Consider the following 23109-nt stretch of genomic DNA (forward strand, 5'->3'; position numbering starts at 1 on the left):
ATCCGCTCTCCTCAGGCGGCAGACTTGGTGGCTGCGCGTCCGCGCGGCCCCAGGAAATATTCTTTGATCCACGGATGGTCGGAGCCTTCCAACTCCTGCACCGTGGCCTTTTCCACGACCCGCTTGTCCGCCAGCACCGCCACCTTGTCACAGATGGCGTAGAGCGTATCGAGGTCGTGGGTGATCATGAAGACAGACAGACCGAGGTCGTCCGCCAGTTGCCGGATCAGATCGTCGAACGCGGCCGCGCCGATGGGATCCAGGCCCGCCGTCGGCTCGTCCAGAAACACTAGCTCGGGATCCAGAGCGAGCGCGCGCGCCAGGCCGGCCCGCTTCTTCATGCCGCCTGACAGTTCGGCCGGCTTCAGATGGTGATGCTCGGGCTTCAAACCGACCATGGCGATCTTGAGCTCGGCCAGCTCATAGATGACCGACTTGGGCAGTTTGGTGTGTTCGACCAAAGGTGAAGCCACGTTCTCCAGCACGCTCAGCGAAGAGAACAGCGCACCCTGCTGGAACAGGATGCCGGTGCGTTTCTCGATGTCGGCCGCCTCAGCCTTGGTCAGGTTCGCCCGGTCGTAGCCCAGCACCTTCACCGATCCGCCTTCCGGCTCCTTCAAGCCGATGATGGTGTTCAGCAGCACGGTCTTGCCCGCGCCCGATCCGCCGACGACGCCCAGGACTTCGCCGCGCACCAGGTCGAGGTCGAGGTTCTCGTGGATGGTGCGCTCGCCGAACTGACTCAGCAGGCCGCGCACCTCGATCAGGTTTTCTGGCGCCTCGGTCATATGTTCAGCTCCAGGAAGACCAGGGCGAACACGGCGTCCAGGAAGATGATGGCGAAGATGGCCTGCACCACGGCGGCCGTCACGCGGCGGCCCAGACTTTCGACATCGCCGGCGACGGCCATGCCCTGACGGCATCCGATGGCGGCGATCACCAGGGCGAAGACGGGCGCCTTCACCAGACCCACCATCAGATGTTGGGCCATGGTGCCGTCCTCGACCAGACGCTGGAAGAAGAAGGACGGACCGAGATTCAGCGAGCTCCAGCACACGACCAGACCGCCGATAAGACCGCCGATCATGCCCATGAAGGTCAGCAGCGGCAGCATGATCACCAGCGAAGCGACCCTTGGGATCACCAGGGCCTGGAACGGATTGACGCCCATGACCTGCATGGCGTCGACCTCCTGGTTCATCCGCATCGACCCGATTTCAGCCGCGAAGGCCGAGGCCGAACGTCCCGCCAGAAGGACCGAGGCGATGACCACGGCGAATTCGCGGAACATGGCGACACCGATCAGCTGAACCGCGAACACCTGGGCGCCGAAGTCGGTCAGCAGGTCCACGCCGATGAAGGCGATCACGGCCCCGATGAAGAAGTTGGTGATCATGACGATCGGAATGGCGTCCAGCCCGGCGCGCTCCGCCTGACTGACCCAGGCCGGCCAGCGGATGCCCCCGGGGCGTTTGGCGGCTTCGACCACGGCGGCCATCAGCCGACCCAGGAAGGCCAGCGACAACATGGCCTCGCCGCCGAAATCGTACACGCCTCGCCCGATCTTGGCGAAGGTGCGAACGAAGGCGCTGGGGCGTTTGGGCGCCGGGGCGCTCTGCCGCTCCAGCAGTTCGATCATGTGGTAGATGCGACCCGCCTCGGGTCGATCCTTCCACTGGCTCTTCGACAGACGACCGCTTGACGCCTGCACCAGGGCCAGCGCGCCTGCGGTATCGAAGCGACCGAGATCGGAGGTGTCGATACTGGCGATGTCGCGGCCTTCCAGATCGCGGCTCAGTTCCGTCGGCAGACGGCCCAGCGCCGTGGTCGTCCAGTCGCCGGTCAGGCGCAGACGGGCCTCGCCATTACGATCGACGATTTCGTATGCGGCCTGATTCATCGGGCCTCTGATGACCGGTCTGACATCGCGATTTTCCCCTGACCCTCTGAACAGACAGCCGAAATCCCTGCCGCGCTAATGGTCAAGCCGGCACTCGATGTCAACGCGCGATGACATTCGCGCGGATGTTTGTCGATCGATCGCGTCGAGATCGCCTCCCCCGATAAAACGTCCAACGGTCACGCTGGCGCTGATGCCTAACGCGGCCGAACGGGATTCGTTCTCGCGTCACCTCATATGACGTTGCACGGCCGCCAGATCCTCGATGAACAACCGTCTCGCCTCGGCCTTGGCGGCCTCGTCCGGCAGACGCAACAAATAGGAGGGGTGGACCGTCAGCACGGCGGTCGATCCATCGCTCAGGTCGATCGGCGCGCCGCGTTCCTGCATCACGGCCGGCTTTCGACCCAGCAACGCCAGACCCGCCGTCGCCCCAAGGGCCAGCACGACTTGCGGCTTGATCAGCCTTCGCTCCGAGTCCAGCCACCAGCGGCAGGCCTGAACCTCGCCCCCGTTCGGCGTCTTGTGCAGGCGACGCTTGCCGCGCGGCTCGTGTTTGAAGTGTTTGACAGCATTGGTGACATAGACGTCGGATCGATCAATGCCGGCCTCGGCCAGGGCGGCGTTCAGCACCTGTCCCGCCGGCCCGATAAAGGCGCGCCCTGCCAGATCCTCCTGATCGCCCGGCTGTTCGCCGACGATCATCAGACGCGCCGACTTCGGCCCCTCTCCGCACACGCCCTGCGTCGCGTCGCGGTAAAGCGGGCAACGGCGGCAGGCCTGAACGCCGCTGGCGACATCGTCGAGGTTTTCGGGCACGGCCTCGGCGTCGGGACGCGCCGAATGAAGGTCTGGCGCGACGGCGCGCGCGAAACGCGGATTGGGTTGAGGCGACGGCGCAGCGACCATGGTCTCGGTTCGAACCGACGAGGCCGCGACCAGTTCCGGTATCAAGGCGGCTTCCGGCAGGTTCTTCCAATAGGACTTGGCCATCTCGCCCTGCATCGTCTTCACCTTCAACCGCGCAGGATTGAAGGTCGAGGCGTAGTAGGTCTTCCAGAAATCCTCGATCTCGTCTTCGGCTGGCGCCATGTCGCGGGTGGCGGGCGGCCCGAACCGTAGGGCGTCGCCATCCCAGAAGGCCGACCCATCCGGCGTCAGGATCGACCAGCGCATGGTCGTGAACCGCCGTTGGAAGAAGGGCGCGGTCTTTTCCAGAACCCGATGCGGCGGCTCGAACCACGCCACCCAGGCCTCGCCCAGATCGTCATGCACCTGGCGAAAGCGAACGAAGGCCTTCATCTTGTGCGAAGCCCGGCTGACGTTCTTGACCCGCTCCAGCGCGTCGGCGACGTCCCGGTCCGAAATGACCTTGATCAGGTCCGGCTCATCCTTCAGCCGCCACAGCAGCCGGTACATCAGATCGAAACGGTCAGCGGATCGATGCAGGATCAGGTTCTGGGCCAAATCCACGAACTCTTTCGGGACGTTGAAGGCTCTGCGGTCATCAGGCGTCGGCCACGTTTCTTCGGCAATCGGGTGATCGAACAGCCCGCCCTGTTCCACCGCCCCCGCCACGACGAACCGCGCCGCCGCGGGCTCCACACCCGCCAATCGAAACGCGCGCGCCGCCTTCCGCCAGCCGTCGAAGTCGGTCTCACCGTCCAGCGTCGCCACCGCCATCAGAACAGGCTCAACTGCTCGGGCGTGCGGCTGGTCACGCGCGCCTTCAGGTCCGCCGCATCCGTCAGTCCGCCAGGCGTCCAGTCCAGCGCCGTGATGAAGGGCCGAATCTTGGCCACCGATCGCGTCAGCCGTCCGACATCCTCCAACCGCAGGGTCCGATAGCGGCGCACCGCGACGATCCGGTCCACAGCTTTCACGCCCAGCCCCGGCACCCGCAGCAGCATCTCTCGCGGCGCGCGGTTCACATCGACGGGAAACTGCTCGCGCTTGTTCAGCGCCCAGGCCAGTTTGGGATCAACCGCCAGATCAAGCATGCCATTCGATGCCCCCTCGCCGATCTCCGGCGCGGAGAAGCCATAGAACCGCATCAGCCAATCGGCCTGATACAGCCGATGCTCGCGCATCAGCGGCGGCTTGGACAGCGGCAGGATCGAACTGGAATCCGGGATCGGGCTGAACGCCGAATAGTAGACGCGGCGCAGGCCGTAACCGCCGTAGAGCGAGGCGCTGCGATCCAGGATTTCCGTATCCGGCGCGCCGTCGGCGCCGATAATCAGTTGAGTGCTCTGGCCGCCCGGCGCGAACTTCGGCGGTTTGATCTTTTCACGTTTGGCCGGCCTGGCCGCCTCGACGCCCAAGCGCACCTGGCTCATCGCCTTCTTGATGACACCAACATCCTTTTGCGGCGCCAGTCGCGCCAGCGCCTCGTCGCGCGGAAGTTCGATATTCGCTGACAGGCGGTCGGCGTACAGACCCGCCATCTCCACCAGCTTCGGGTCCGCCTCCGGGATCAGCTTCAGATGAATATAGCCCCGGAAGTCGTGGACTTCGCGCAGCGTCTTGGCAACCAGGACCAGCTGCTCCATCGTATAGTCGCCGGATCGAATAATGCCCGACGACAGGAACAGGCCCTCGATATAGTTGCGCTTGTAGAAGTTGAGCGTCAGGTCGACCACCTCGTCGACATCGAACCGCGCGCGCTCCACATTCGACGACACGCGATTGATGCAATAGGCGCAATCGTAGATGCAGAAGTTGGTCAGCAGGATCTTGAGCAGACTGATGCACCGACCGTCCGGTGTATAGGCGTGGCAGATGCCCATCCCCTCGGTCGAGCCGATCCCCTTGCCGCCGACGGAGTTTCGTTTCGACGTTCCGGACGACGAACACGAAGCGTCGTATTTGGCGGCGTCAGCCAGAACGGAAAGTTTTCGACGCAGATCGAGACGGGCCATCGTTCTTGATACGTTCCAGAACGATGTTTGGTCCAGCGTTGCCGTTTTCTTTTTTTGAAACGATAACTTAGCGCAGCAGATTAAGCAGCGACGTGCTCTTCAACGAGTTGATGATCTGGGCCGAAGCCTCGATCGCCACCTGCGCCATCTGCAGGTCGGTAATCGCCCGTGCCGGATCATAGCCGGACTTGTCCTGCATCATCTTCTGCAGGGCGGTCTTCTGATTTTCCTGGGAGTCCAGCGCGGTTTCGACGTGGTTCTGGATCAGGCCGTTCTTGGCCGTCTGGTTCGTCAGGCCCGCATTCGCCTTGTCCAGCTCACCCATCTGCGCCTTCAGAAAAGCGGTGACGTTGGCGTCGGGCTGTCCCGTCAGCGTGCCCGCGCCGGCTGGCGTATAGGTCACGCCGCCTACGGTGACCGCCGTGCCGTTCTGGAAGGCCTGAATGTTGCGGAACACCTCAGTCAGCGGTCCGCCGATCTCGCTGGCCAGAAAGCCGGTCTCGACCGTGGTCTTCTCGTCGATGCGCGACTTCTGCTTCAAGGTGTCGTTGGCGAAGGTCGCGGCGGTGGACGGCGCCGTCGTCAAATCGGCCATGGTTGCAGCCGTGGCGGGCGCGATATCGCTCTGGCCGCCCGCAAACAGATAGGAGCCCTGATGTTCCGCATTCAGTCCACCCTGCACCGTCTGATAGTTCAGACCGAGCTCGACCATCAGATTGTCGATCCGCCCGGCCGCCAGGCTGTTTGCAATGGCCTCGCGCGCCGCATTACCGCCTTCGTATATGCGGCTCATGGCAAGATCCTGGGCGCTCAGCCGCGCCTTCACGGCCTCACCGGTGGAGATGAAGCCCTCCAGCCGCGCCTGTGTCGATGTCAGGCTGGTCAGCTGTTCGGCGCCTCGACCATAGCCAGACATATCGGTGGCGATCTTCTCGCTATCGATCCGCTCCTGCGCCTGCTGCGCGCGGCCCTGCGCGTTCATCAGGCTGAGCAAGGCCGACTGGTAGTTCCCGTGGGTCGCGACGCGCGTCATTGCAGGATTCCGATCAGTACGTCGTACATGTCCTTGCTCGCCTGGATCAGGCGCGCAGAGGCGTTATAGGCTTGCTGGAAGGTGGTCATATTGACCAGTTCCTCGTCCATGTTCACGCCTTCGGCCGAGGTGCGGCGGCTGTCCGCCTCCTTGGCCAGGGCGCTTGCCGTTTCGCTGCGGGTCTTGGCAGCCGAGGCCTTGCCGCCGATCTCGCCGGCGAAGTCCGCCGCATAGGACGACAGGGTCTTGGTCCCGCCGGCATTTCCGCCGGCTGCGGCGAAGGCGACGTTCTTCTTGCCCACATCCCCCAGCGCCAGGCCGCCGCGCCCATCGTTCTTGCTCAGCGCTGGCGTCCCCGCCGCGGCCGACAGGTTCAGCTGCGCCAAGGCCAGCTTTCCGGGGTCCTGCTGGATGTCGCTACGCACCGCATAGGCGCCCGCCCGCGTCGATCCCGTCGCGCCCAGGCCGAACAGTTGCGACATCGAAACGCCGGACGGATCCTGGGTCGTATTGTCCTTCACGACGCTCATCGACGTCGCCGACGGGTCGTAAGCCTTGAAGGACAGCTTGCCTACCGCATCCAGGCTGAAGGCGCCATAGCGGCCAACGCCGGTGACGGGGTCGTTCAGCGCGCCCAGCATCTCGCCCATCGTGCCCGTCCCGGCGGGTACGGACACGGTGATGTCGCGAAGGCGCGCGCCGGAAGGACCGGCAAAGCGCAAGGTCAGACTCTCGCCCGGATCGAACCCATGCTGAGATGTCAGGGTCAGGCCCGTCTCGTAGAAGGTCGGCGTGGTCGTGGTCACCAGGTCGTTCAGGCCGAACCAGTGCGAAAATCCTCGACCGCCCTTCGTACTGGGCGAGGTCGCATCGTCGGCGATGGCCACGCCGTTTCCACCCGCCCCGTCCAGACGCAGTTGGCCGTCCGAGAAGCTCGCCGTCGCCGCGCCGCCCAGTTGAGCGTTCAGCACGCTGAGGAAGGTGGTCGGATCGGCGGCGGCCCCGTTGATCGTCATCGTCCCGCCGGAAAAGACGATCCGGGCCGAGGTCTGCACCACGCCCGACGCATTGACCGTCGAGATGGTGGTCGTGCCGGTGAAGCCGGTCAGAGCGTTCGCCAGCGACTGTCCAACGTTGCGCCCCATCAGGGTGGTCGGCGCGGGGACGCTGCTGTTGGCGTTGTGGGCGCGGTTCAGTTCGTCCGCGAGTTTGGCCGTCAACTCACCCAGGCGCGCGGCGGCGGCAGGCGCATCGACATCGCGCATCTCGACCAGACCCCGGATCTGACCGGACGACACGCCGTCCAGCAGCGGCCAGCGCGTGCCGCTGGGTTCGGTGATCATGATGTCGGAAAAGGCCGTCATGGCGTCCACGGTGCCTGCCGCCTGGTACGACAGCGTCGCCGCCCCCTCGCCCACCAGGGTGGTGCCTGTGTTGGTGCGCAGCGTCACGCCGCCGTTGGAGCGGGCCTCGACCTTCACATCCATATATTTGGACAGTTCGTTGATCAGGCCCAGCTGGGCGTTCTGGGCCCCGGTCACATCCTCGTTCGTCACCGTTCCGGCGGCGATGGTCTTGTTCAGCTTGGCGATCTGTTCCAGCAGCGGATTGACCGTTTCGACCGCGCTCAGCAGCCGGCCGTCCGCCTCCTGACGCGCCGACTGGATCTGCGACGCGATGCCGGCGGCCTGATTGAAGATCGCCTGGGTCTTGTAGATCGTGTCCTGACGCCCGGCCGATGATGTCGGGCTTTCGGCCAGGGTCGCATAGGTGGCGAACAGCTTGTCGACCTGGGCGAAGAAGTTGGTGTCGCTGCTGGGATCGCCGAACTGGTTCTGGATCTGGTCGTACAGTTCATAGCGCACGGTCTGGCGCGCGGCGTCCGACCCGGCGCTGAGGCTGGCGGCTTGAAGGAAACGGTCCGTCGCCAACCGCACCCGCGTGACGTCGACACCCGAACCATAGCCATTGGTGACGGCGGCCGACTGATCGGCGACCTTGCGGATGTATCCGGGCGTATCGACGTTGGCGATATTGTCGGCGGTGACGCGCAACTGCGACTGGGCGGTCTTCAGCCCCCACGTCGCAATGTTCATGATCGAGTTCAGCGACATTGACGCGTCTCCCCCGCTCTACCCGGCAACCGCTGCATCGCGACGCGCAGTTCTTGCCCAGCCACGCGCCACGCCCGCTCGCACAAAGCGTTGTTTTTCCACAGGATCGTTGATCGGGCGGCCGTCATGATGGGAAAGACGCGCAAAGGTCGGGCCAATCGGATGCTGACATCTCGCCCGTCGCTGATCGGCAGCGCCGCGAAGCCGGGCAAAAAGTGGCGAGAGCGCGGCAATAACGACCGCCGCGCCTCGAACCTGCAGACCCCGATACTGCGCTTTACCTTGTTTTTATTGGCTTATTTTCTTGGCCCGACCCTTGCGTCGAGCGCGGCGAACTCTTGGGCGCAGCAGGCGCCGTCGTCGCTCCTTACGAAAGCCGCCGCGCTTCCATGTCCACCGCTTCCGCCCTGCTCGCGCCTGCCGCTCCGGTTTCGACCGGAACGTCGGCTGCCGCCCTGGGCGCAGAGGTCGTCGATGCGGGCCTGTTTTCCAGCAAGGTCGCCGACGCGCTGAACGCGGGTGTCCACGGCGCGCCGGTCGAACGGATGACGCCCGGCCGTCTGACGGGCGTTCGGTCGCTGGGCGTCATCATGGCCCAGCCCATGGCGGCCGAGCCTGACGCCAACACGCTGCCCCGGACTGCCGACACCGTCGCCACAATCTCAAGCGAGATCGCAGACTCCGAAGCTCAGCCCGTCCTGTCTGACGGACAGCAGATCGGTACGGACAAAGCCGCGAATGACGACCATACCCCTGGCCTCGTCGCCGCAACGCCGTTCACAGCCGCGCAACCGACGCTGGCCGTTCCGGTCGCCCAATCGCTCGATGTCGCGGGCTCGCCGGCCGTTTCCGAGGACGCGGCGGAAATCCCTGCCGATCCGCAAGCTCCCAAAAATGTTGCGTCAGTCGCATTCGTTGCGCCCGAAGCGATGACGACGACGGTCCCCACGGCTCCCCGCTCTGCAACTGATACGGCGGCCAAGACTGCGTCGGCGCCTGCCGACCGGGACCTTGAAGCGAAGTCCGCCGTGACTGCCGCGACCGCTCAAGCAGTCCTTTCGGAACTCTCCGAAATCCTGACGACCGAAGCGTCGCCCTCTTCTCCCGACGCGGCGAAGCCGGCTGAAGTCGAGGCCGCCGAGGCCTCGGTCACGCCCGCGCAGCCGACGACGACCGACGGTCCGAAGCCGACAGTCGCGCCCAAGCCTGCCGTTACGGTCAAGGGCGACGCAGCGCCTCGTCCGACCGACGCAACGGCGCCGGCGCCTGCCACGTCCGAAAGTGAGGCCAGCACGATCCAGACCGCTGTCGCTAACCCCGACAAACCGGCCGCACCGTCGCCCATCTCTCAATCCCTTGCGGCCGCTCAGATCCCGACCGCCCAAGTCCAGATCGCCGTCACGTCGACGATGCCCAAGCCGTCCTTCATCGCCCCGGCCGGCGTCGTCGCTGCGTCCACTGAAGCGGCGTCGTCTGCGACAGCCGAAACGGCCGACACAGCCGATCAGCCGGCAGAGGCGGCTCCGATCGATACGCCGAAGTCGCCGACCTCGCTTCAACCCGCCTCGCCATTGCGCGGCAATCTCCATGCGGCGGTGGACCAGACCAGCGACGCCGCCGTTCCCGCGATCCAAACGGCTACAACCCAAGACGCCACCCCTTCCAGCGCCGGGATAGAAGTCGCCGCCAAGCCGACGTCGCCATCCGCTAAGGTAGCCGAGGCTGCGACCGGCGGCGTCGCCACGCCGGAGCCGGCCTCGCCTGAATCCACTACCGCAAGCCCTGCGCCGCTCGATGCGCAGCCTGCGCAACAGGCCGCCGTGTCCAGCCATGCTCAGGGCCTGACCACACTGTCGCGCGCCACCGTCGAGACCACCGCCCAACTCGCCGCGCAGATGGCCCGCAAGCTCGAGGGCCGTTCGACCCGGTTCGACATGGTGCTGACGCCCGAAGATCTGGGCCGCGTCGATGTCAGCCTTGAGATCGGCAAGGACGGCCAGTTGTCCGCTCGACTGGCCTTCGACAATCCCGCCGCAGCCGCCGATCTGAAGGGCCGCGCCGACGAACTGCGTCGCCAGCTTCAGGAGGCCGGCTTCCAGGTCGCAGGTGACGCGCTCGACTTCTCGCAACGCGATCCGTCCACGGGCGGCGGCGCCTTCGAGCGTCAGCAGCAGCGCAACGCCCTGTTCGCCGGCGGCTCTCGCCTCGCGGCCCAGGCCGACATGCCCACCGTCCCGGCGCCTGGCGCCTGGATTAACCATTCCCTGACGCCTGACCGCGTCGATCTGAAGGTCTGACCCCATGGTCGACGCCGTCACAACCTCCGCCGCAGCGGGCCGCATCACCGGCGGCACCAAAGCCTTGGCCTCGAACTTCGAGACCTTCCTGACCCTGCTGACCACGCAGATGAAGAACCAGGATCCGCTGTCGCCGCTGGACTCGAACCAGTTCACCGCGCAGCTGACGCAGATGGCCGGCGTGGAGCAACAACTGCTGACGAACGACCTGCTGACCAGCCTGCTGGCCGCCCAGGCCGGCGGCGGTCTGGATAACGCCGCCAACTACATCGGCAAGAGCGTCACCGCCGCCTGGACCGCCACCGAGTTCAACGACGGCAAGGCCACCTGGGCCTACGAACTGGGCGCCGACGCGGACAAGGCCACTTTGCAGGTCGTCGACAGCAAGGGCGTCGTGGTCTGGGAGGGCGCCGCGCCCGACAAGACGTCCGGCCTGCACACCTTCTCCTGGGACGGCAAGCTGAAGGACGGCGGCATGGCCCAAGACGGCGGCGTCTATACGCTGAAGGTCGCCGCCACCGACTCGACCGGCGCCAAGGTCGACGCCCAGGCGCTGATCCAGGGCCGGGTCACCGGCGTCGAGATGTACAACGGCGCGCCGTATCTGGTGATCGGCGACTCCATCCTTCCGCTCTCGACCGTGATCTCGCTGAACGAGATCACGGCCCAGGCGGCCAATGATACCGACGATACGGAGAATCCGAACGTCCCCACCGAGGAGGCGGCCGCATGATGCGATCCGCCGCCTTCCCGATGACCTCTATTTAAGGAGCGTTCTTTCCATGAGCCTCAACAGTGCAATGCTGGCCGGCGTGTCCGGCCTGGCCGCCAACTCCGCCGCCCTGGCGGCGATCTCCCAGAACATCGCCAACGTGAACACCGTCGGCTACAAGCGCACGGCGAGCGAGTTCCAGACCCTGGTCAACAGCCAGACCGCATCGGGCGGCAGCTACTCGGCCGGCGGCGTGACCACCAACACCCGCTCCTACGTCAGCCAGGAAGGTCAGCTTCAGCGCACGACCTCAAGCACCGACCTCGCCGTCAACGGTCAGGGCTTCTTCGTCACGACGACGCAGGCCGAAAACGTCGGCGCGACCGACACCCGCCTGTTCACCCGCGCTGGCGCCTTTACCGTTGACAAGCAGGGCTATCTGAAGAACAGCGCCGGCCTGTATCTCCAAGGCTGGCCAGTGGACTCCAACGGCGAGATCTCGACCGATCCGTCCGATCTGTCGCGTCTGCGCTCGATCAACATCGGCTCAGTCGGCGGCACCGCCGAACCGACCACTCGTGTCCAGATCAACGCCAACCTGCGTTCGAGCCAAGAAGCGTCTTCGGCCGCCAGCGCCCAATCCTACAAGGGCGTGTCTGATACGGCGACGCCGGCCGTGACCCATGACGTGTCGGTCCGCTACACCCGCACCGGCGCCAACAGCCACGATCTGGTGATCAAGTCCGGTTCGCAGAAGATCGACGCCTCGGCGACCTTCGACCCGACCACCGGCGCCATCACCGGGCTGACCATCAACGGCGCGAACGCCGGCTCGGCGACCGCGATCGGCACGCCGCCGACCCAGATCCAGTTCACGCCGGCCAGCGGCCCTGCCTATACGATCAACCTTTCGGACGTCGGCCTGGGCAACGAAAACGTCGCCAAGACGAAATACGACCCGTCGGTCAACTCCATGGCGATGTACAACGCCGACGACGACAACCCCGTCGGCGTGAAGCCCGACTTCAAGATGAACATCCCGGTTTCGGACTCCAAGGGCGGCCAGCGCAATCTGGAAATCCGCTTCCTGAAGAGCGACGAACCGAACATCTGGTACGCGGAAATCGTCTCCGTGCCGGCCAGCGACGTGATCGCGGGCGCGCCCTACGCCAACGGCCAGATCAAGACCGGCAAGATCGCCTTCACGCCGTCGGGTCGCCTGGACGTCGACACGATGAAGGCCTGGCCCGCAGGCACGGGCCTGTTCGATGACCCGACCATGGCCACGCTGAACTTCGGCAAGTCCGACCCCGCCAATCTGACCATGCCGGCCGGCGAGGTCGCCTGGGCCGACGGTCTGGGCATCGCCGCCCAAGCCGTCACGCTGGACCTCAACACCTCGGCCGGCGGCCTTAGCCAGCTGAACACCGCCTCGGTCGTCCAGTCGACGGTCACCAACGGCACGGCGTTCGGCAATCTGAGCGAAATCAAGATCGACGAGGGCGGCTTCGTCACCGCCATCTTCGACAACGGCGTCATGCGCCGCATCGCCCAGGTCGCGGTCGCCACCTTCCCCAGCCCCGACAGCCTGCGTGAAGTGTCCGGCAACGCCTACGCCGTCAGCCTTCAGTCCGGCACCTTCAACCTGAAGGCGGCGGGAACGGGCGGCGCGGGCGAGATCGCGGCCAAGCAGTTGGAGTCCTCGACCGTCGATCTGTCGGCTGAATTCACCGGCCTGATCACCACTCAGCGCGCCTATTCCGCCTCGTCCAAGATCATCACCACGGCCGATGAAATGCTGGCCGAGCTGATCAACATCAAACGCTGATCGGCGAGTAAGTAAGCGTTAGTCTCGATGAATCGTCGCGCAAGCAAGGTTTACAGAGTCGTTCAGGGAGGGGCGGAAGTTATCCGTTCCTTCACCACGACGCTTAAACGGACCTTAGTCGGGGACGCCTACCTTCATGACACTACGGTGTTGGTGAAAGAGGCATAAGCCCATGTTGCAAGAGCGACGCCTTAATAGCAAAGGCGAACAATACGTGGTCGGACCGACTGGCACGCCCCTGACCCTCAATGACCTGCCGCCGTCCAACACGGACCGGTGGGTGATCCGGCGCAAGGCCGAGGTCGTCGCCGCCGTTCGCGGCGGCCTGCTCAGCCTCGACGACGCCCTGGCGAAATATCGCCTGACGGCCGAAGAGTTCCTGGCCTGGCAGAAGGCCATCGACAAATGGGGCATGCAGGGTCTGCGCACGACGCGGATCCAGAGCTATCGCTCCTGAGGGTTTCCCCGAAGACGTTAAGGGCCGCATCCGGCGACGGGTGCGGCCCTTTTCTTTTGCGGGCCTCGAAATCGCGCCGGTTCCGCACTAAATGGCCGCGATGACCCTGGTCGAAGATTTCTGCCCCGTTCCCGACATCGCCCGCACGGACATGGATGCGGCGGTCGAGAGCGCGCGGGCGGCGGTCGGCCTGCCGGTCGGCGCGCGCGTGGTGGCCGCCATGTCGGGCGGTGTGGACTCTACCGTTGTCGCGGCCCTGCTGCACAAGGCGGGTTACGACGTCGTCGGCGTGACGCTGCAACTCTACGACCACGGCGCGGCGCTGAAGAAGAAGGGCGCCTGCTGCGCGGGCCAGGACATTCACGACGCCCGCCTGGCCGCCGACATGATCGGCATTCCACACTACGTTCTGGACTATGAGAGCCGCTTCAAGGACGCGGTGATCGACCAGTTCGCCGACAGCTATCTGAAGGGCCAGACGCCGGTCCCCTGCATCCGCTGTAATCAGACCGTCAAGTTCCGCGACCTGCTGGACGTGGCGCGCGATCTGGGCGCCGAGGCGATGGCGACGGGCCACTACGTCCGTCGCGCCGTCGCCGGCAACCGCTCGCAGATGCGCAAGGCCATCGACCATTCGCGCGACCAATCCTACTTCCTCTTCGCCACGACCCAGGACCAGTTGGACTATCTGCGCTTCCCGCTGGCCGATCTGGAAAAGCCCCAGGTGCGCGGCGTCGCCGCCGAACTGGGTCTGAAGATCGCCGCAAAGCCGGACAGCCAGGACATCTGTTTTGTGCCTTCCGGCGACTACCGCACCCTGATCGACCGCCTGCGTCCACAAGGGCGTGAGGCCGGCGAGATCGTGCACATGGACGGCCGGGTGCTGGGCCGGCACGCGGGCATCACGGACTATACGATCGGCCAGCGCCGCGGCCTGAACGTCGCCGTGGGCGAACCGCTGTTCGTGACCCGGCTGGAGCCCGAGACCCGTCGCGTCATCGTCGGCCCGCGTGAAGCCCTGCTGACGGCCAGCCTGACGCTGGAAGAAACCAACTGGCTCGGTGACGAAGCGACCATCACTGAAGCTGCCGAGGCCAACATCCGGGTCCTGGCCCGTGTCCGCTCGACCCGCCAGCCCTCGCCTGCCCGCCTCGCCCTGATCGACGGCGATATCCGCGTCGTCTTTGACAATGGCGAAGAGGGTGTCGCGCCGGGCCAGGCCTGCGCCCTGTACGATCCGACGGACACCGAACGCGTCCTGGGCGGCGGCTTCATCCGCGACACGACGGCGGTCGTCGTCTAGCCCCGACCCAAGTGTGGAGACGATGTGGAGACGGGGTGGACGCTGATTGCAGGTTTCTCTCAACCTCGGACATCAAATATGCACCGGCCTGTTGCACGGCTGTAAACTGCGCATCGCAATGACGGCGTAATCCCCGCCCCGACTAAGCAGGGGATAAAAATGCATCGTCAGACCAAACTGCGCCTTCAGCTGCTGCTGGGGACCGCCCTTCTCGCCGCGCCCGTTTCCGCCTTCGCCCAGACCGCTCCGGTCCAGACCGCGCCGACGGCCGCCAGCGCCGAGCCGGCCGGTCTTGACGACATCGTCGTGACCGCGACCAAGCGCGAAACCAACCTGCAAGACACGCCGATTTCGATCTCGGTCGTCAACGCCGAGGCCCTGGCTGATCGCCACGTGCAGAGCCTGATGGACCTGGCCGACGGCAGCGTCCCCAGCCTGCGCATCGCCACCTTCGAGGCCCGTCAGTCCGCCCTGACCATCGGCATCCGCGGCATCGTGCCGAACGACGCCAACCAGCCCGCCCGCGAGCAGGGCGTCGGCGTCTATGTCGACGGCGTCTATCTGGCCCGCCAGCACGGCCTCGCCGCCGCCCTGCTCGACATCGAGCGCGTCGAAGTCCTGAAGGGTCCGCAAGGCACCCTGTTCGGCCGCAACACCGAAGGCGGCGCCCTGTCGCTGGTGACCAAGAAGCCCACGGGCGTGTTCGGCATGCGCGCCATCGCCGGCGTCGGCAATCTGGAGTCCTACAACTCGGAACTGCACGTCGATTTCCCCGCCCTCGGCGACTTCGCCTTCAAGGTCGACGGCATCATTTCGGTCCAGGGGCCGGTGACCGAAAACATCCTGCCGGGACAGACCGGCTTTGGCGAATATGACCGTCGCGGCCTTCGCTTCCAGACGCGCTGGACGCCCGCCGAAAACTTCACCGCCACCCTCGCGGCGGACATCAGCAAGGACAAGAACACCCCGTTCTACAGCCAACTGCTGAACTTCAACCCGAACGGCCTGACCGTCGTGCCGTTCACCTCGGCGACCGTTCCCTCGGGCAGCATTCGCGCCCTGTCGCCCCTGGTGCAGGTCGAAGGCTCCAAGCGCATGACGCAGGCCGACATCGGCGTGCCTCAGCAGTTCAGCGTCGACGATACGCGCGGCATGGATCTGCACCTGTCGTATCGCCCGACCGACTCGCTGGAAATCCGTTCGATCACGGCCTACCGCGATCTGGACGTCGAACAGTACGACAACATCGCCGGCGCCCACCGTCCGCCTGTCGTCGGCCCGAACGGCCGCTTCAGCCGCTATTCGCTGGCCGGCTTCTGGCAGCATCAGTTCAGCCAGGAACTTCAGGCCGTCGGTTCGCTGGGTGACAGCATCGACTATGTCGGCGGCGTCTTCTACTTCAAGGAAACGGTGTCCGACGACGCCGCCACGCCCTCAACCAACCAATGGAACGCCGACGGCACGGGCTACACCATCCTGGACCCCACCCCGACGATCCGCGGCTTCCGCTCGCTGGACCGCAAATCGACCGCACACTCGGAATCCAAGGCCATCTACGGCCAGGCGACCTGGACCCCGGCCAGCATGGACGCCCTGCACCTGACGGTCGGCGGTCGCTACACCTGGGACGACAAGGACGGCAAGCTGGAGGTCGTCAACAACGCCCCCACCAACCTGACCTTCAGCTCCAAGGTCGATCGCTTCGACCCGCTGGTCACCCTGGCCTATGACGTCAGCAACAACATCAACGTCTATGGCAAGTATTCGACCGGCTACCGCGCCGGCGGCGCCTCCTCGCGCTCGCTGACCTACCGCTCGTTCGATCCCGAAGAGGTCAAGGCCTACGAAATCGGCCTGAAGAGCGACCTGTTCGACCGCCGCGTCCGCTTCAATGCGGCCGTCTACGCCATGGACCGCACCGACAGCCAGATCGACTTCAGCCTGGTCACTGTCCAGGGCGCCTCGACCCGCAACACGCTGGAAACGATCAACGCCCCGGGCACCACGAAAATCCGCGGCGTGGAGCTGGAAGGTCAGTTCCGGGCGACCGACAACCTGACCCTGTCGGCGTCTTACGCCTATACGGACGCCAAGGTGCCGGACACGGTCAACCCGTTCAACGGCCAGGTGCAGCAGGTCTTCATCGCCTATACGCCCGAGAATGCAGGCAGCGTCGCCGCCGACTGGAACTCGCCCTTCATGGGCGCGACCCTGAAGGCGCACATCGACGCCAACTACGCCGATGCGGCCCACAGCTTCGAGCAGTTCGCGATCAAGGCCGACTCGTCCTTCGTCGTGAACGCCCGCGTCGCCATCGCAGACATCACGACCCGCGACGGTGGTCCGCTGCTGGAAGTGGCCCTGTGGTCACGCAACCTGCTGGACGAGACCTACGTCTATCGCCGCGATCCGTCGAACCGGAACACCCTGGGCGACTACGGCAACTTCAACAACCCGCGCACCTTCGGCATCGAGCTGCGCGCCTCCTACTAAGCGTTTCTTCCGAACGACCGACTGCCCCCCTTCCGCCACGGCGGGAGGGGGTTTTTCTTCGCCTGCGTGAAGGCTTTGCGACGGCGATATGAAACTTCACTGCAGCCTTCCGGTTTTGCTGGACGACGCGACGATCTGGCGCGATGGCGGCTTTCGGAGACGCCATGAGCAGCCTGATCCTGATCGCCGATGACGCCGCCGAGGGCGTCGAAATCCTGGACGCGGCCCTGCGTCGGGACGGCTTTCGCACCGTCGTCGCCGCAGACGGCCAGCAGGCGGCCGACCTGCATGCGTCGCTCAAACCCGATCTCGCCCTGCTCAGCGTCCGCCTGCCCGTGCGCGACGGCTGGGATGTGCTGGGCGAACTGCGTCGGCGGGGCGAAACGCCCGTCATCATGGTCGGCGACCGGGACGAGGCCGCCGACAAACTGCAGGCGCTGCGGATCGGAGCGGACGACTATATCGCCAAGCCGTTCAAGCCGGCCGAGGTCACGGCCTCGATCCAGACCATCCTGCGACGCAGCGGGGGCGGCCGGGCCGCCAAGACCCTGCGCGTCGGTCCGCTGGAAGTTCAGTTGGAGAACTACCTGGCGGCGATCCTGACGCCGTCGGGCAAGCGCCGTCTGGACCTGACCCTGACCGAGTTCCGCATCCTGGCCCACATGGCCCGCACGCCCGTGCGCGTCTTCAGCCGCAGCGAGATCATGCAGGCCTGCTTCCCCAATCAGGCGGTTCTGGAACGCACGATCGACAGCCATGTCAGCCACCTGCGCCGCAAGCTGGACGCCGCAGACGCCGCCGGCCTGCTGACCAATGTACGCGGGGTCGGATACCGGCTCGAGGCCGAGGTCTGATCTCCCTTACGCCGCGACGGCGTAGACCCTCAGCCTATGGCCGTCCGGGTCGCCCGCTACGAAGCTGCGGACAGGCGAAACGTCCGTCGGCGGCGTCAGAATGCGCGCCCCGCGATCCCACCAGTCGATATGCGCCTGATCCACCGCCGCGGCGCCCTCCAGCGGAAAGTCGACCTCGCACACCTCGCGCCGATCGCCGGCACGCCGCAGCAGCCCAAGCGCCCGGCCCGAAGTCAGCTTGAAAGGCACGATCCGGTCCCGCCACCACAGGCCGACAACCCAGCAAGGTGGCATAGAAGCGCGCACTGACCTCCGGATCCGCGACGGCCAGAAGAATGTCCTCGATATCGCTCATCAGCCCGGCCCCTCGTGTTTCCAACACGCCAAACCCTAGCCTTAGCTGCTGCCAGTTTCCGTCAGCAGCCTTCTCCTAAGCGCGACCTTTCATGCGCCTCGCGCCAAGTCTTCATCAGCGCCTGGCGACGCGCCGGATAGCGCGCGTCCATGACCTCCACCTCGACGATGCGGTCGGTGCGGAAACTGCGAAAATCACCGCGCAGTTCGCACCACGCGATCAGCAATCTCACGCGGTCGAAGAAGGCCAGGGCGAACGGCCAGACAATACGCTCGGACGCCGACCCCGCCTCGTCGCGGTAACATAGCTTCAGCCGTCGCTCGGTGCGGATCGCTTTCCTCAATAAGGCCGGATCGACCCGATCCGCCGGGAACGGCTCTCCCGGCACGACCAGCAGGGCCGAGGTATCCATCTCGTCGCGCAGGTCGGGCGGCAGCACCGCCGAGATCCGTCCCAGCGCCGCCAGCGCCGCATCGCGCATGCGCGGGTCGGCCCGGTCCGCCACCCAGCGCGACCCCAGCACCAGGGCCTCGATCTCTTCCGGCGTGAACATCAGCGGCGGCAGCATGAAGCCCGGCTTCAGAATATAGCCGACCCCCGCCTCCCCCTCGATCGTCGCCCCTTGCGCCTGCAGGCTGGCGATGTCGCGGTAAAGCGTCCGCAGGCTGACGCCCATCTCCTCGGCCAACACCTGCCCGCTCACCGGCCGACGATGCCTCCGCATGACGTTCAGCAGATCGAGAAGGTGTTCGGAGCGTGACACCCCGCGATCCTAGCAGGCCTGCTGTCAGAAAGCGTCAGTAGGGCGGCGACATGGGCATAGCTAGCGGCTCGCCGTATCAGGACGCGCGATAGGCGCGATCGCCGCCCTCGCACGCGCGATAACTGATATCGTACAAGGGGCCGTCTGAGCGACAAGGATAGCAGATGCCCGCGCTCGTGCGGCGCACCTCGACATCGCTTTGGGAACTGGTTGCGAGCAACCGCCTGCAGTCGCCTTCCATCTTGGAGACCCAAGCTCCAGCGATGACCGCTGGAGACGACTGCGGTTGCGATCAGTGATCTCAACATCAGACGATTCATGGTCGGACGCAGCGCCCTCTAAGCCGCTTCCTTGGGCATCACGTCGCCGACTGTCGGCCTGTTCTCGGCACGGGTCAGAACCATGTCTCTGGGTTTGACGATCTCGCCGCAGCAGCCGCAGGCGATGCGTGGGGTCAGGGAATGGCCGCAGGTCTTGTGGACCATGTCGATGCCGCTGTCGGCGTCGCCATAGACGTGCTTGTTCCCCCATCCGTGCAGGGTGACCAGAACACCGTACAGATCCTTGCCCTTGGCGGTCAGGACATATTCGTTGCGCGGCGGGCGTTCGGAATACAGGCGCGGCTCCAGCACGCCGTGCTGAACTAGGCTTTTGAGCCGGGCGGCCAGGACGTTGCGCGCCACGCCCAGATTGTCTTGCCACTGTTCGAACCGGCTGACGCCGTTGAAAGCGTCGCGAATGACCAGCAGGGTCCAGGGATCGCCGATCACCTCAAGCGTGGCGGCGATGGAGCAGCTTTGGCGGCTGTAGTCGGCGGTGCGTCCCATAGGCGCGAAAGTGACGCCGCGTCAGGCATTTGGCAAGGGTTGCAAATCCGAACGCTCCAAGTCAGTCTTGTTTCGCAACGGACGTGCGAGCCTCCCGGTCCGCCGCCTTGTTCCTTGGACTTCGGCGGGAGATCGTCATCAGGTCTTCCGCCGCTTCTTCGCCTGACGCAGGATTGCGCAATGACGCCGCCCATCTCCCTCGACGCCGCCCTTACACTCCTAGTCCTCGAAGACGGCGGTCTGTCCGCGCCCGTGTCGGGTCATTTCTCGAATGGCCCATCGAGCATGGCGCCGGAGAAGGGCTTTCCATTCGGCGGGCTGCTGGCGGCCCTGTGCGCCCAATCGATGCGACAGGGACTGGCGCTGAGGGCGCCCCTTCGGACGCTGTCAGTCCAATATCTGTCAGCGGCAAGGTTCGGTGAACAGGTCGCCTTTCGCCCTCGCCTGCTGCGCGGCGGCCGTAACGTGCTGTATGCCGCGGTCGAGGCCGAGCAGGACGGGCGCATGACCCACCATGCCACCGGCACCTATGGGTTGGACGCCGTGCCGGCGCCGTTGACGCCGTTGCACGCGCCGCCCCCGCCTCTGGACAGACTGGACCCCAGGGCCACGATACGCGGGCCGATGTCGCCGCATTTCGCCCAGCACGTCGAATACCGCTTCGACGGCGGCCCCAACATCCTTGGCGGCAATGAGGGCAAGCCGGTGATCGAGCGCACCTGGATGCGGATGGCGGACGCCCGGCCCTTGGATGAGGTCGGCCTGTGCTACCTGCTGGATGCGCTGTACCCGCCCGCCTGGACCGCATCCAAGACGCCAGCCGCCATGACCACGGTCGATCTGCGTATCGATATCCTGACCGATCCGACGCCGCAGACTGCGCCGGACGGCTGGGCCTTTTTCGAGTTCAGAATGCTGGACCTCGGCCTGGGCTGGACGGTGGACGAGGCGATCGCCTGGGGCGCTGATGGAACGCCGCTGGCCCTCTCGCGCCAACGCCGCAAACTGCTGCCGCAACGTCCCGCCTGAAGTCAGCCCTCATTCATCATTATCGACGACTATTCCAAATCTCTGGAGTGTCGCCCATGCGTCGTCGAAATCGCCTCGTTTCCGTATCCCAAGTCGCCGTCGTTCTGGGCGGTTGTCTGATGCTGCAGGGCTGCCTTGTCGGCGCCGTCGTCGGCGGGACCGCTGCGGTCGTCGGCGGGACGGCGAAAGCCACCGGCGCGGTCGTCGGCGCCGGCTTTGACGCCGTCACCACCTCGGACGAGGAAACCAAACTGCGTCGCGAGCGTGAACAGCGCGACTATGAACGCGAACAACGCCGCTGCGAACAGCGCCAGCGTCAGGGCAAACGCTGCTAGATCAGAGACTTAGAAGGCAGCGCTCGTTGATCGTCGGCCGCGCCACCTGAATCCGACAAAGGCCCGGCCATTCAGGTTTCAGCGTCTTGGCGAACCACAGGCACAGATTCTCCAGACTGGGCAGCTCCAGTCCCTCGTGCTCGTTCAGCATGCCGTGATCCAGCGTCTCGGCCGCCGCTTTCAGCGCCCGGTCCAGCGCGCCCAGGTCCGCCACCCAACCGTGTTCGACGTCCAGCACCTCGGACCGCACCGTCGCTTCGACCGTGAAGGAATGGCCGTGGACGCGGCGATAGATGCTGCCCTCGGGCTCGTTCGGGAAGTGGTGGGCGGCGTCGAAGGTCGCCTGTTTGGTGATCTCGAAGACGGGCATTAGCGGACGCCGATGTATTTGTGGGTCTGGACGCTTAAGCGCCACTGTGGGTGGGTCAGGCAGTATTCGATGGCGGCGGCGGTGTTTTCGACCTGATCCGGCCCGTCCATCGGCTGAAGCCAGAACCGTTCGAAATCCAGATGTTCGAACCGATCCGGCATGGCCTTGGTCTGGGGGAAGACCAGTTTCAGCTCGGCCCCGCGCGTCTGCACCACATCCGCATCGGCCTTGGGACTGATGCAGATCCAATCGACGCCGGCCGGCGCTGCGATCGTCCCGTTCGATTCGATGGCGATCTCGAACCCGCGCGCATGCAGCGCGTCGATCAGCGGGCCATCCAGCTGCAGCAAGGGCTCACCGCCCGTGCAAACCACCAGTTTCGGATCGCCGTCACGCCCGCGCCACATCGCCGCGACGTGATCGGCCAGTAAATCCGGCGTGGCGAACTTGCCGCCCCCGTCGCCGTCGACGCCGACAAAGTCGGTGTCGCAGAAGGTGCAGACGGCGCTGGCCCGATCCTGCTCGCGCCCGCTCCACAGATTGCAGCCGGCGAACCGCAGGAAGACCGCCGGTCGCCCCGCCTGTCCGCCCTCGCCCTGAACCGTCAGGAACACTTCCTTGGCCGAATAGGTCATCGCCCCGACGCCCATTCGTCATAGCCGGCCGCGCGCAGTTCGCAGGCCGGGCAAGACCCGCAGCCATAGCCCCAGGCGTGTCGATGCGTCCGGTCGCCCTGATAGCAGGTGTGGCTATCCTCGATGATCAGCTCGATCAGCCTGTCGCCGCCGATGCTGTGCGCCAGTTCCCAGGTCTGGGCCTTGGTCAACCACATCAGGGGCGTGTCGATGACGACCGGCTTGTCCAGCCCCAGCGACAGCGCCCGCGCCATCGCCTCCATCGTCTCGTGGCGGCAGTCCGGATAGCCCGAATAATCCGTCTCGCACATGCCGCCGACCAGGACTTCCAGCCCTCGCCGATCCGCCAGCGCCGCAGCTGCGACCAGGAAGATCAGATTGCGTCCCGGCACGAAGGTCGTCGGCAGGCCGCGCGCGTCCATCTCGATCTTGCGGTCGGCGGTCAGGGCGCTCTCGGCGATCCGACCGTATCCGGTCAGGTCCACCACATGGTCGTCGCCCAGGCGATCGGCCCACTGCGGCAGAGCCGTCTTCATTCCGTCGCGCACGGACTGACGCGCCTGCATCTCCACCAGATGGCGCTGGCCATAGTCGAAGCCGACCGTCTCCACCCGCTCGAACCGCTCCAGCGCCCAGGCCAGGCAGGTCGCGCTGTCCTGCCCGCCGGAGAACAGAACCAGGGCCGTCTTGCTAGCAGTGGGGGAGGTCTTTTCCAGGATGGCGCTCATGACAAATCTGCGGTCGGCCGGTCGGCCGCGCGCATGCACAAAAGGATGGGGACCAAGATGGGTCGGGCGGGCCTCATACACCAGACCCAACCCCTGAGCAAAAAAGGCGGATTTGCGTCTTGGATGACGCCGCTTAACTAATCCGCAAGCGATTT

The 23109-nt window shown here is 65.5% G+C and carries 21 protein-coding genes; 9 read left to right on the top strand and 12 right to left on the bottom strand.

The features are described 5' to 3' along the window. Nucleotides 1-11 precede the first annotated feature (11 nt). The 6 genes from VH88_RS04755 to flgK form a co-directional block, all read right to left on the bottom strand. On the bottom strand, nt 12-788 hold the full coding sequence (locus tag VH88_RS04755) for an ABC transporter ATP-binding protein (RefSeq protein ID WP_039246447.1): 777 nt from the start codon (nt 786-788) through the stop codon (nt 12-14). Continuing rightward, nucleotides 785-1900, bottom strand: coding sequence for an ABC transporter permease (locus VH88_RS04760; protein ID WP_045810235.1), 1116 nt, complete (start codon nt 1898-1900; stop codon nt 785-787). Before VH88_RS04760 ends, VH88_RS04755 begins: the two co-directional genes overlap by 4 nt. A gap of 228 nt (nt 1901-2128) precedes the next feature. Beyond that, a complete protein-coding gene (locus VH88_RS04765) occupies nt 2129-3583 on the bottom strand; it encodes a UdgX family uracil-DNA binding protein (protein WP_045810236.1) in 1455 nt (484 codons plus the stop codon). Then, nucleotides 3583-4821: a putative DNA modification/repair radical SAM protein gene (locus tag VH88_RS04770; RefSeq protein WP_045810237.1), complete on the bottom strand. Its 1239-nt coding sequence runs from the start codon at nt 4819-4821 to the stop codon at nt 3583-3585. The genes VH88_RS04765 and VH88_RS04770 overlap by 1 nt, the downstream gene beginning before the upstream one ends. 67 nt (nt 4822-4888) lie before the next feature. Continuing rightward, entirely contained in the window at nt 4889-5854 is a 966-nt protein-coding gene (locus VH88_RS04775; RefSeq protein WP_045810238.1) for a flagellin, read from the bottom strand. After that, nucleotides 5851-7950, bottom strand: a complete 2100-nt coding sequence (flgK, locus tag VH88_RS04780) for a flagellar hook-associated protein FlgK (RefSeq protein ID WP_231576577.1) — start codon at nt 7948-7950, stop codon at nt 5851-5853. Before flgK ends, VH88_RS04775 begins: the two co-directional genes overlap by 4 nt. Nucleotides 7951-8357: 407 nt before the next feature. Here flgK and VH88_RS16405 point away from each other — a divergent pair, with 407 nt between their 5' ends. From VH88_RS16405 to VH88_RS04815, 7 genes are all read left to right on the top strand, one after another. Then, on the top strand, nt 8358-10265 hold the full coding sequence (locus VH88_RS16405) for a flagellar hook-length control protein FliK (protein WP_231576578.1): 1908 nt from the start codon (nt 8358-8360) through the stop codon (nt 10263-10265). Nucleotides 10266-10269: 4 nt separating this feature from the next. Further along, nucleotides 10270-10998: a flagellar hook assembly protein FlgD gene (locus VH88_RS04790; protein WP_045810240.1), complete on the top strand. Its 729-nt coding sequence runs from the start codon at nt 10270-10272 to the stop codon at nt 10996-10998. Between the two features lie 49 nt (nt 10999-11047). Further along, complete coding sequence (gene flgE, locus VH88_RS04795; protein ID WP_045810241.1) at nt 11048-12805, top strand: flagellar hook protein FlgE; 1758 nt, start codon at nt 11048-11050, stop codon at nt 12803-12805. A 172-nt stretch (nt 12806-12977) separates the two neighbouring features. Next, nucleotides 12978-13262, top strand: coding sequence for a DUF1153 domain-containing protein (locus VH88_RS04800; protein WP_026108337.1), 285 nt, complete (start codon nt 12978-12980; stop codon nt 13260-13262). A 91-nt stretch (nt 13263-13353) separates the two neighbouring features. Further along, complete coding sequence (gene mnmA, locus VH88_RS04805; protein ID WP_045810242.1) at nt 13354-14565, top strand: tRNA 2-thiouridine(34) synthase MnmA; 1212 nt, start codon at nt 13354-13356, stop codon at nt 14563-14565. A gap of 159 nt (nt 14566-14724) precedes the next feature. After that, the gene (locus VH88_RS04810; RefSeq protein WP_045810243.1) at nt 14725-17058 is read left to right on the top strand and encodes a TonB-dependent receptor; all 2334 of its coding nucleotides are present in this window, start codon (nt 14725-14727) and stop codon (nt 17056-17058) included. A 164-nt stretch (nt 17059-17222) separates the two neighbouring features. Continuing rightward, nucleotides 17223-17912, top strand: a complete 690-nt coding sequence (locus VH88_RS04815; RefSeq protein WP_045810496.1) for a response regulator — start codon at nt 17223-17225, stop codon at nt 17910-17912. A 6-nt stretch (nt 17913-17918) separates the two neighbouring features. Here VH88_RS04815 and VH88_RS04820 read toward each other — a convergent pair whose 3' ends face one another. From VH88_RS04820 to VH88_RS04830, 3 genes are all read right to left on the bottom strand, one after another. Beyond that, the gene (locus VH88_RS04820; RefSeq protein WP_231576579.1) at nt 17919-18161 is read right to left on the bottom strand and encodes a hypothetical protein; all 243 of its coding nucleotides are present in this window, start codon (nt 18159-18161) and stop codon (nt 17919-17921) included. 167 nt (nt 18162-18328) lie between these two features. After that, nucleotides 18329-19030: a YafY family protein gene (locus VH88_RS04825; protein ID WP_045810244.1), complete on the bottom strand. Its 702-nt coding sequence runs from the start codon at nt 19028-19030 to the stop codon at nt 18329-18331. A 338-nt stretch (nt 19031-19368) separates the two neighbouring features. Then, nucleotides 19369-19857: a helix-turn-helix domain-containing protein gene (locus tag VH88_RS04830; protein WP_045810245.1), complete on the bottom strand. Its 489-nt coding sequence runs from the start codon at nt 19855-19857 to the stop codon at nt 19369-19371. A gap of 180 nt (nt 19858-20037) precedes the next feature. Here VH88_RS04830 and VH88_RS04835 point away from each other — a divergent pair, with 180 nt between their 5' ends. Beyond that, the gene (locus tag VH88_RS04835; protein ID WP_045810246.1) at nt 20038-20886 is read left to right on the top strand and encodes an acyl-CoA thioesterase II; all 849 of its coding nucleotides are present in this window, start codon (nt 20038-20040) and stop codon (nt 20884-20886) included. Between the two features lie 56 nt (nt 20887-20942). Next, nucleotides 20943-21221 (top strand): hypothetical protein, encoded by a 279-nt coding sequence (locus VH88_RS04840; protein ID WP_045810247.1) that lies wholly within the window; start codon nt 20943-20945, stop codon nt 21219-21221. A 1-nt stretch (nt 21222) separates the two neighbouring features. On the opposite strand, the gene VH88_RS04845 is transcribed toward VH88_RS04840, so the two are convergent. The 3 genes from VH88_RS04845 to queC are packed head-to-tail and all read right to left on the bottom strand — an operon-like array spanning nt 21223 to nt 22954. Then, nucleotides 21223-21591, bottom strand: a complete 369-nt coding sequence (locus VH88_RS04845; protein WP_045810248.1) for a 6-carboxytetrahydropterin synthase — start codon at nt 21589-21591, stop codon at nt 21223-21225. Further along, a complete protein-coding gene (queE, locus tag VH88_RS04850; RefSeq protein WP_045810497.1) occupies nt 21591-22226 on the bottom strand; it encodes a 7-carboxy-7-deazaguanine synthase in 636 nt (211 codons plus the stop codon). The genes VH88_RS04845 and queE overlap by 1 nt, the downstream gene beginning before the upstream one ends. Continuing rightward, on the bottom strand, nt 22223-22954 hold the full coding sequence (gene queC, locus VH88_RS04855) for a 7-cyano-7-deazaguanine synthase QueC (RefSeq protein ID WP_045810249.1): 732 nt from the start codon (nt 22952-22954) through the stop codon (nt 22223-22225). The genes queE and queC overlap by 4 nt, the downstream gene beginning before the upstream one ends. Nucleotides 22955-23109: the final 155 nt, after the last annotated feature.

It is taken from the genome of Brevundimonas sp. KM4 (genome assembly GCF_000964075.1).
GTDB classification, from domain to species: domain Bacteria; phylum Pseudomonadota; class Alphaproteobacteria; order Caulobacterales; family Caulobacteraceae; genus Brevundimonas; species Brevundimonas huaxiensis.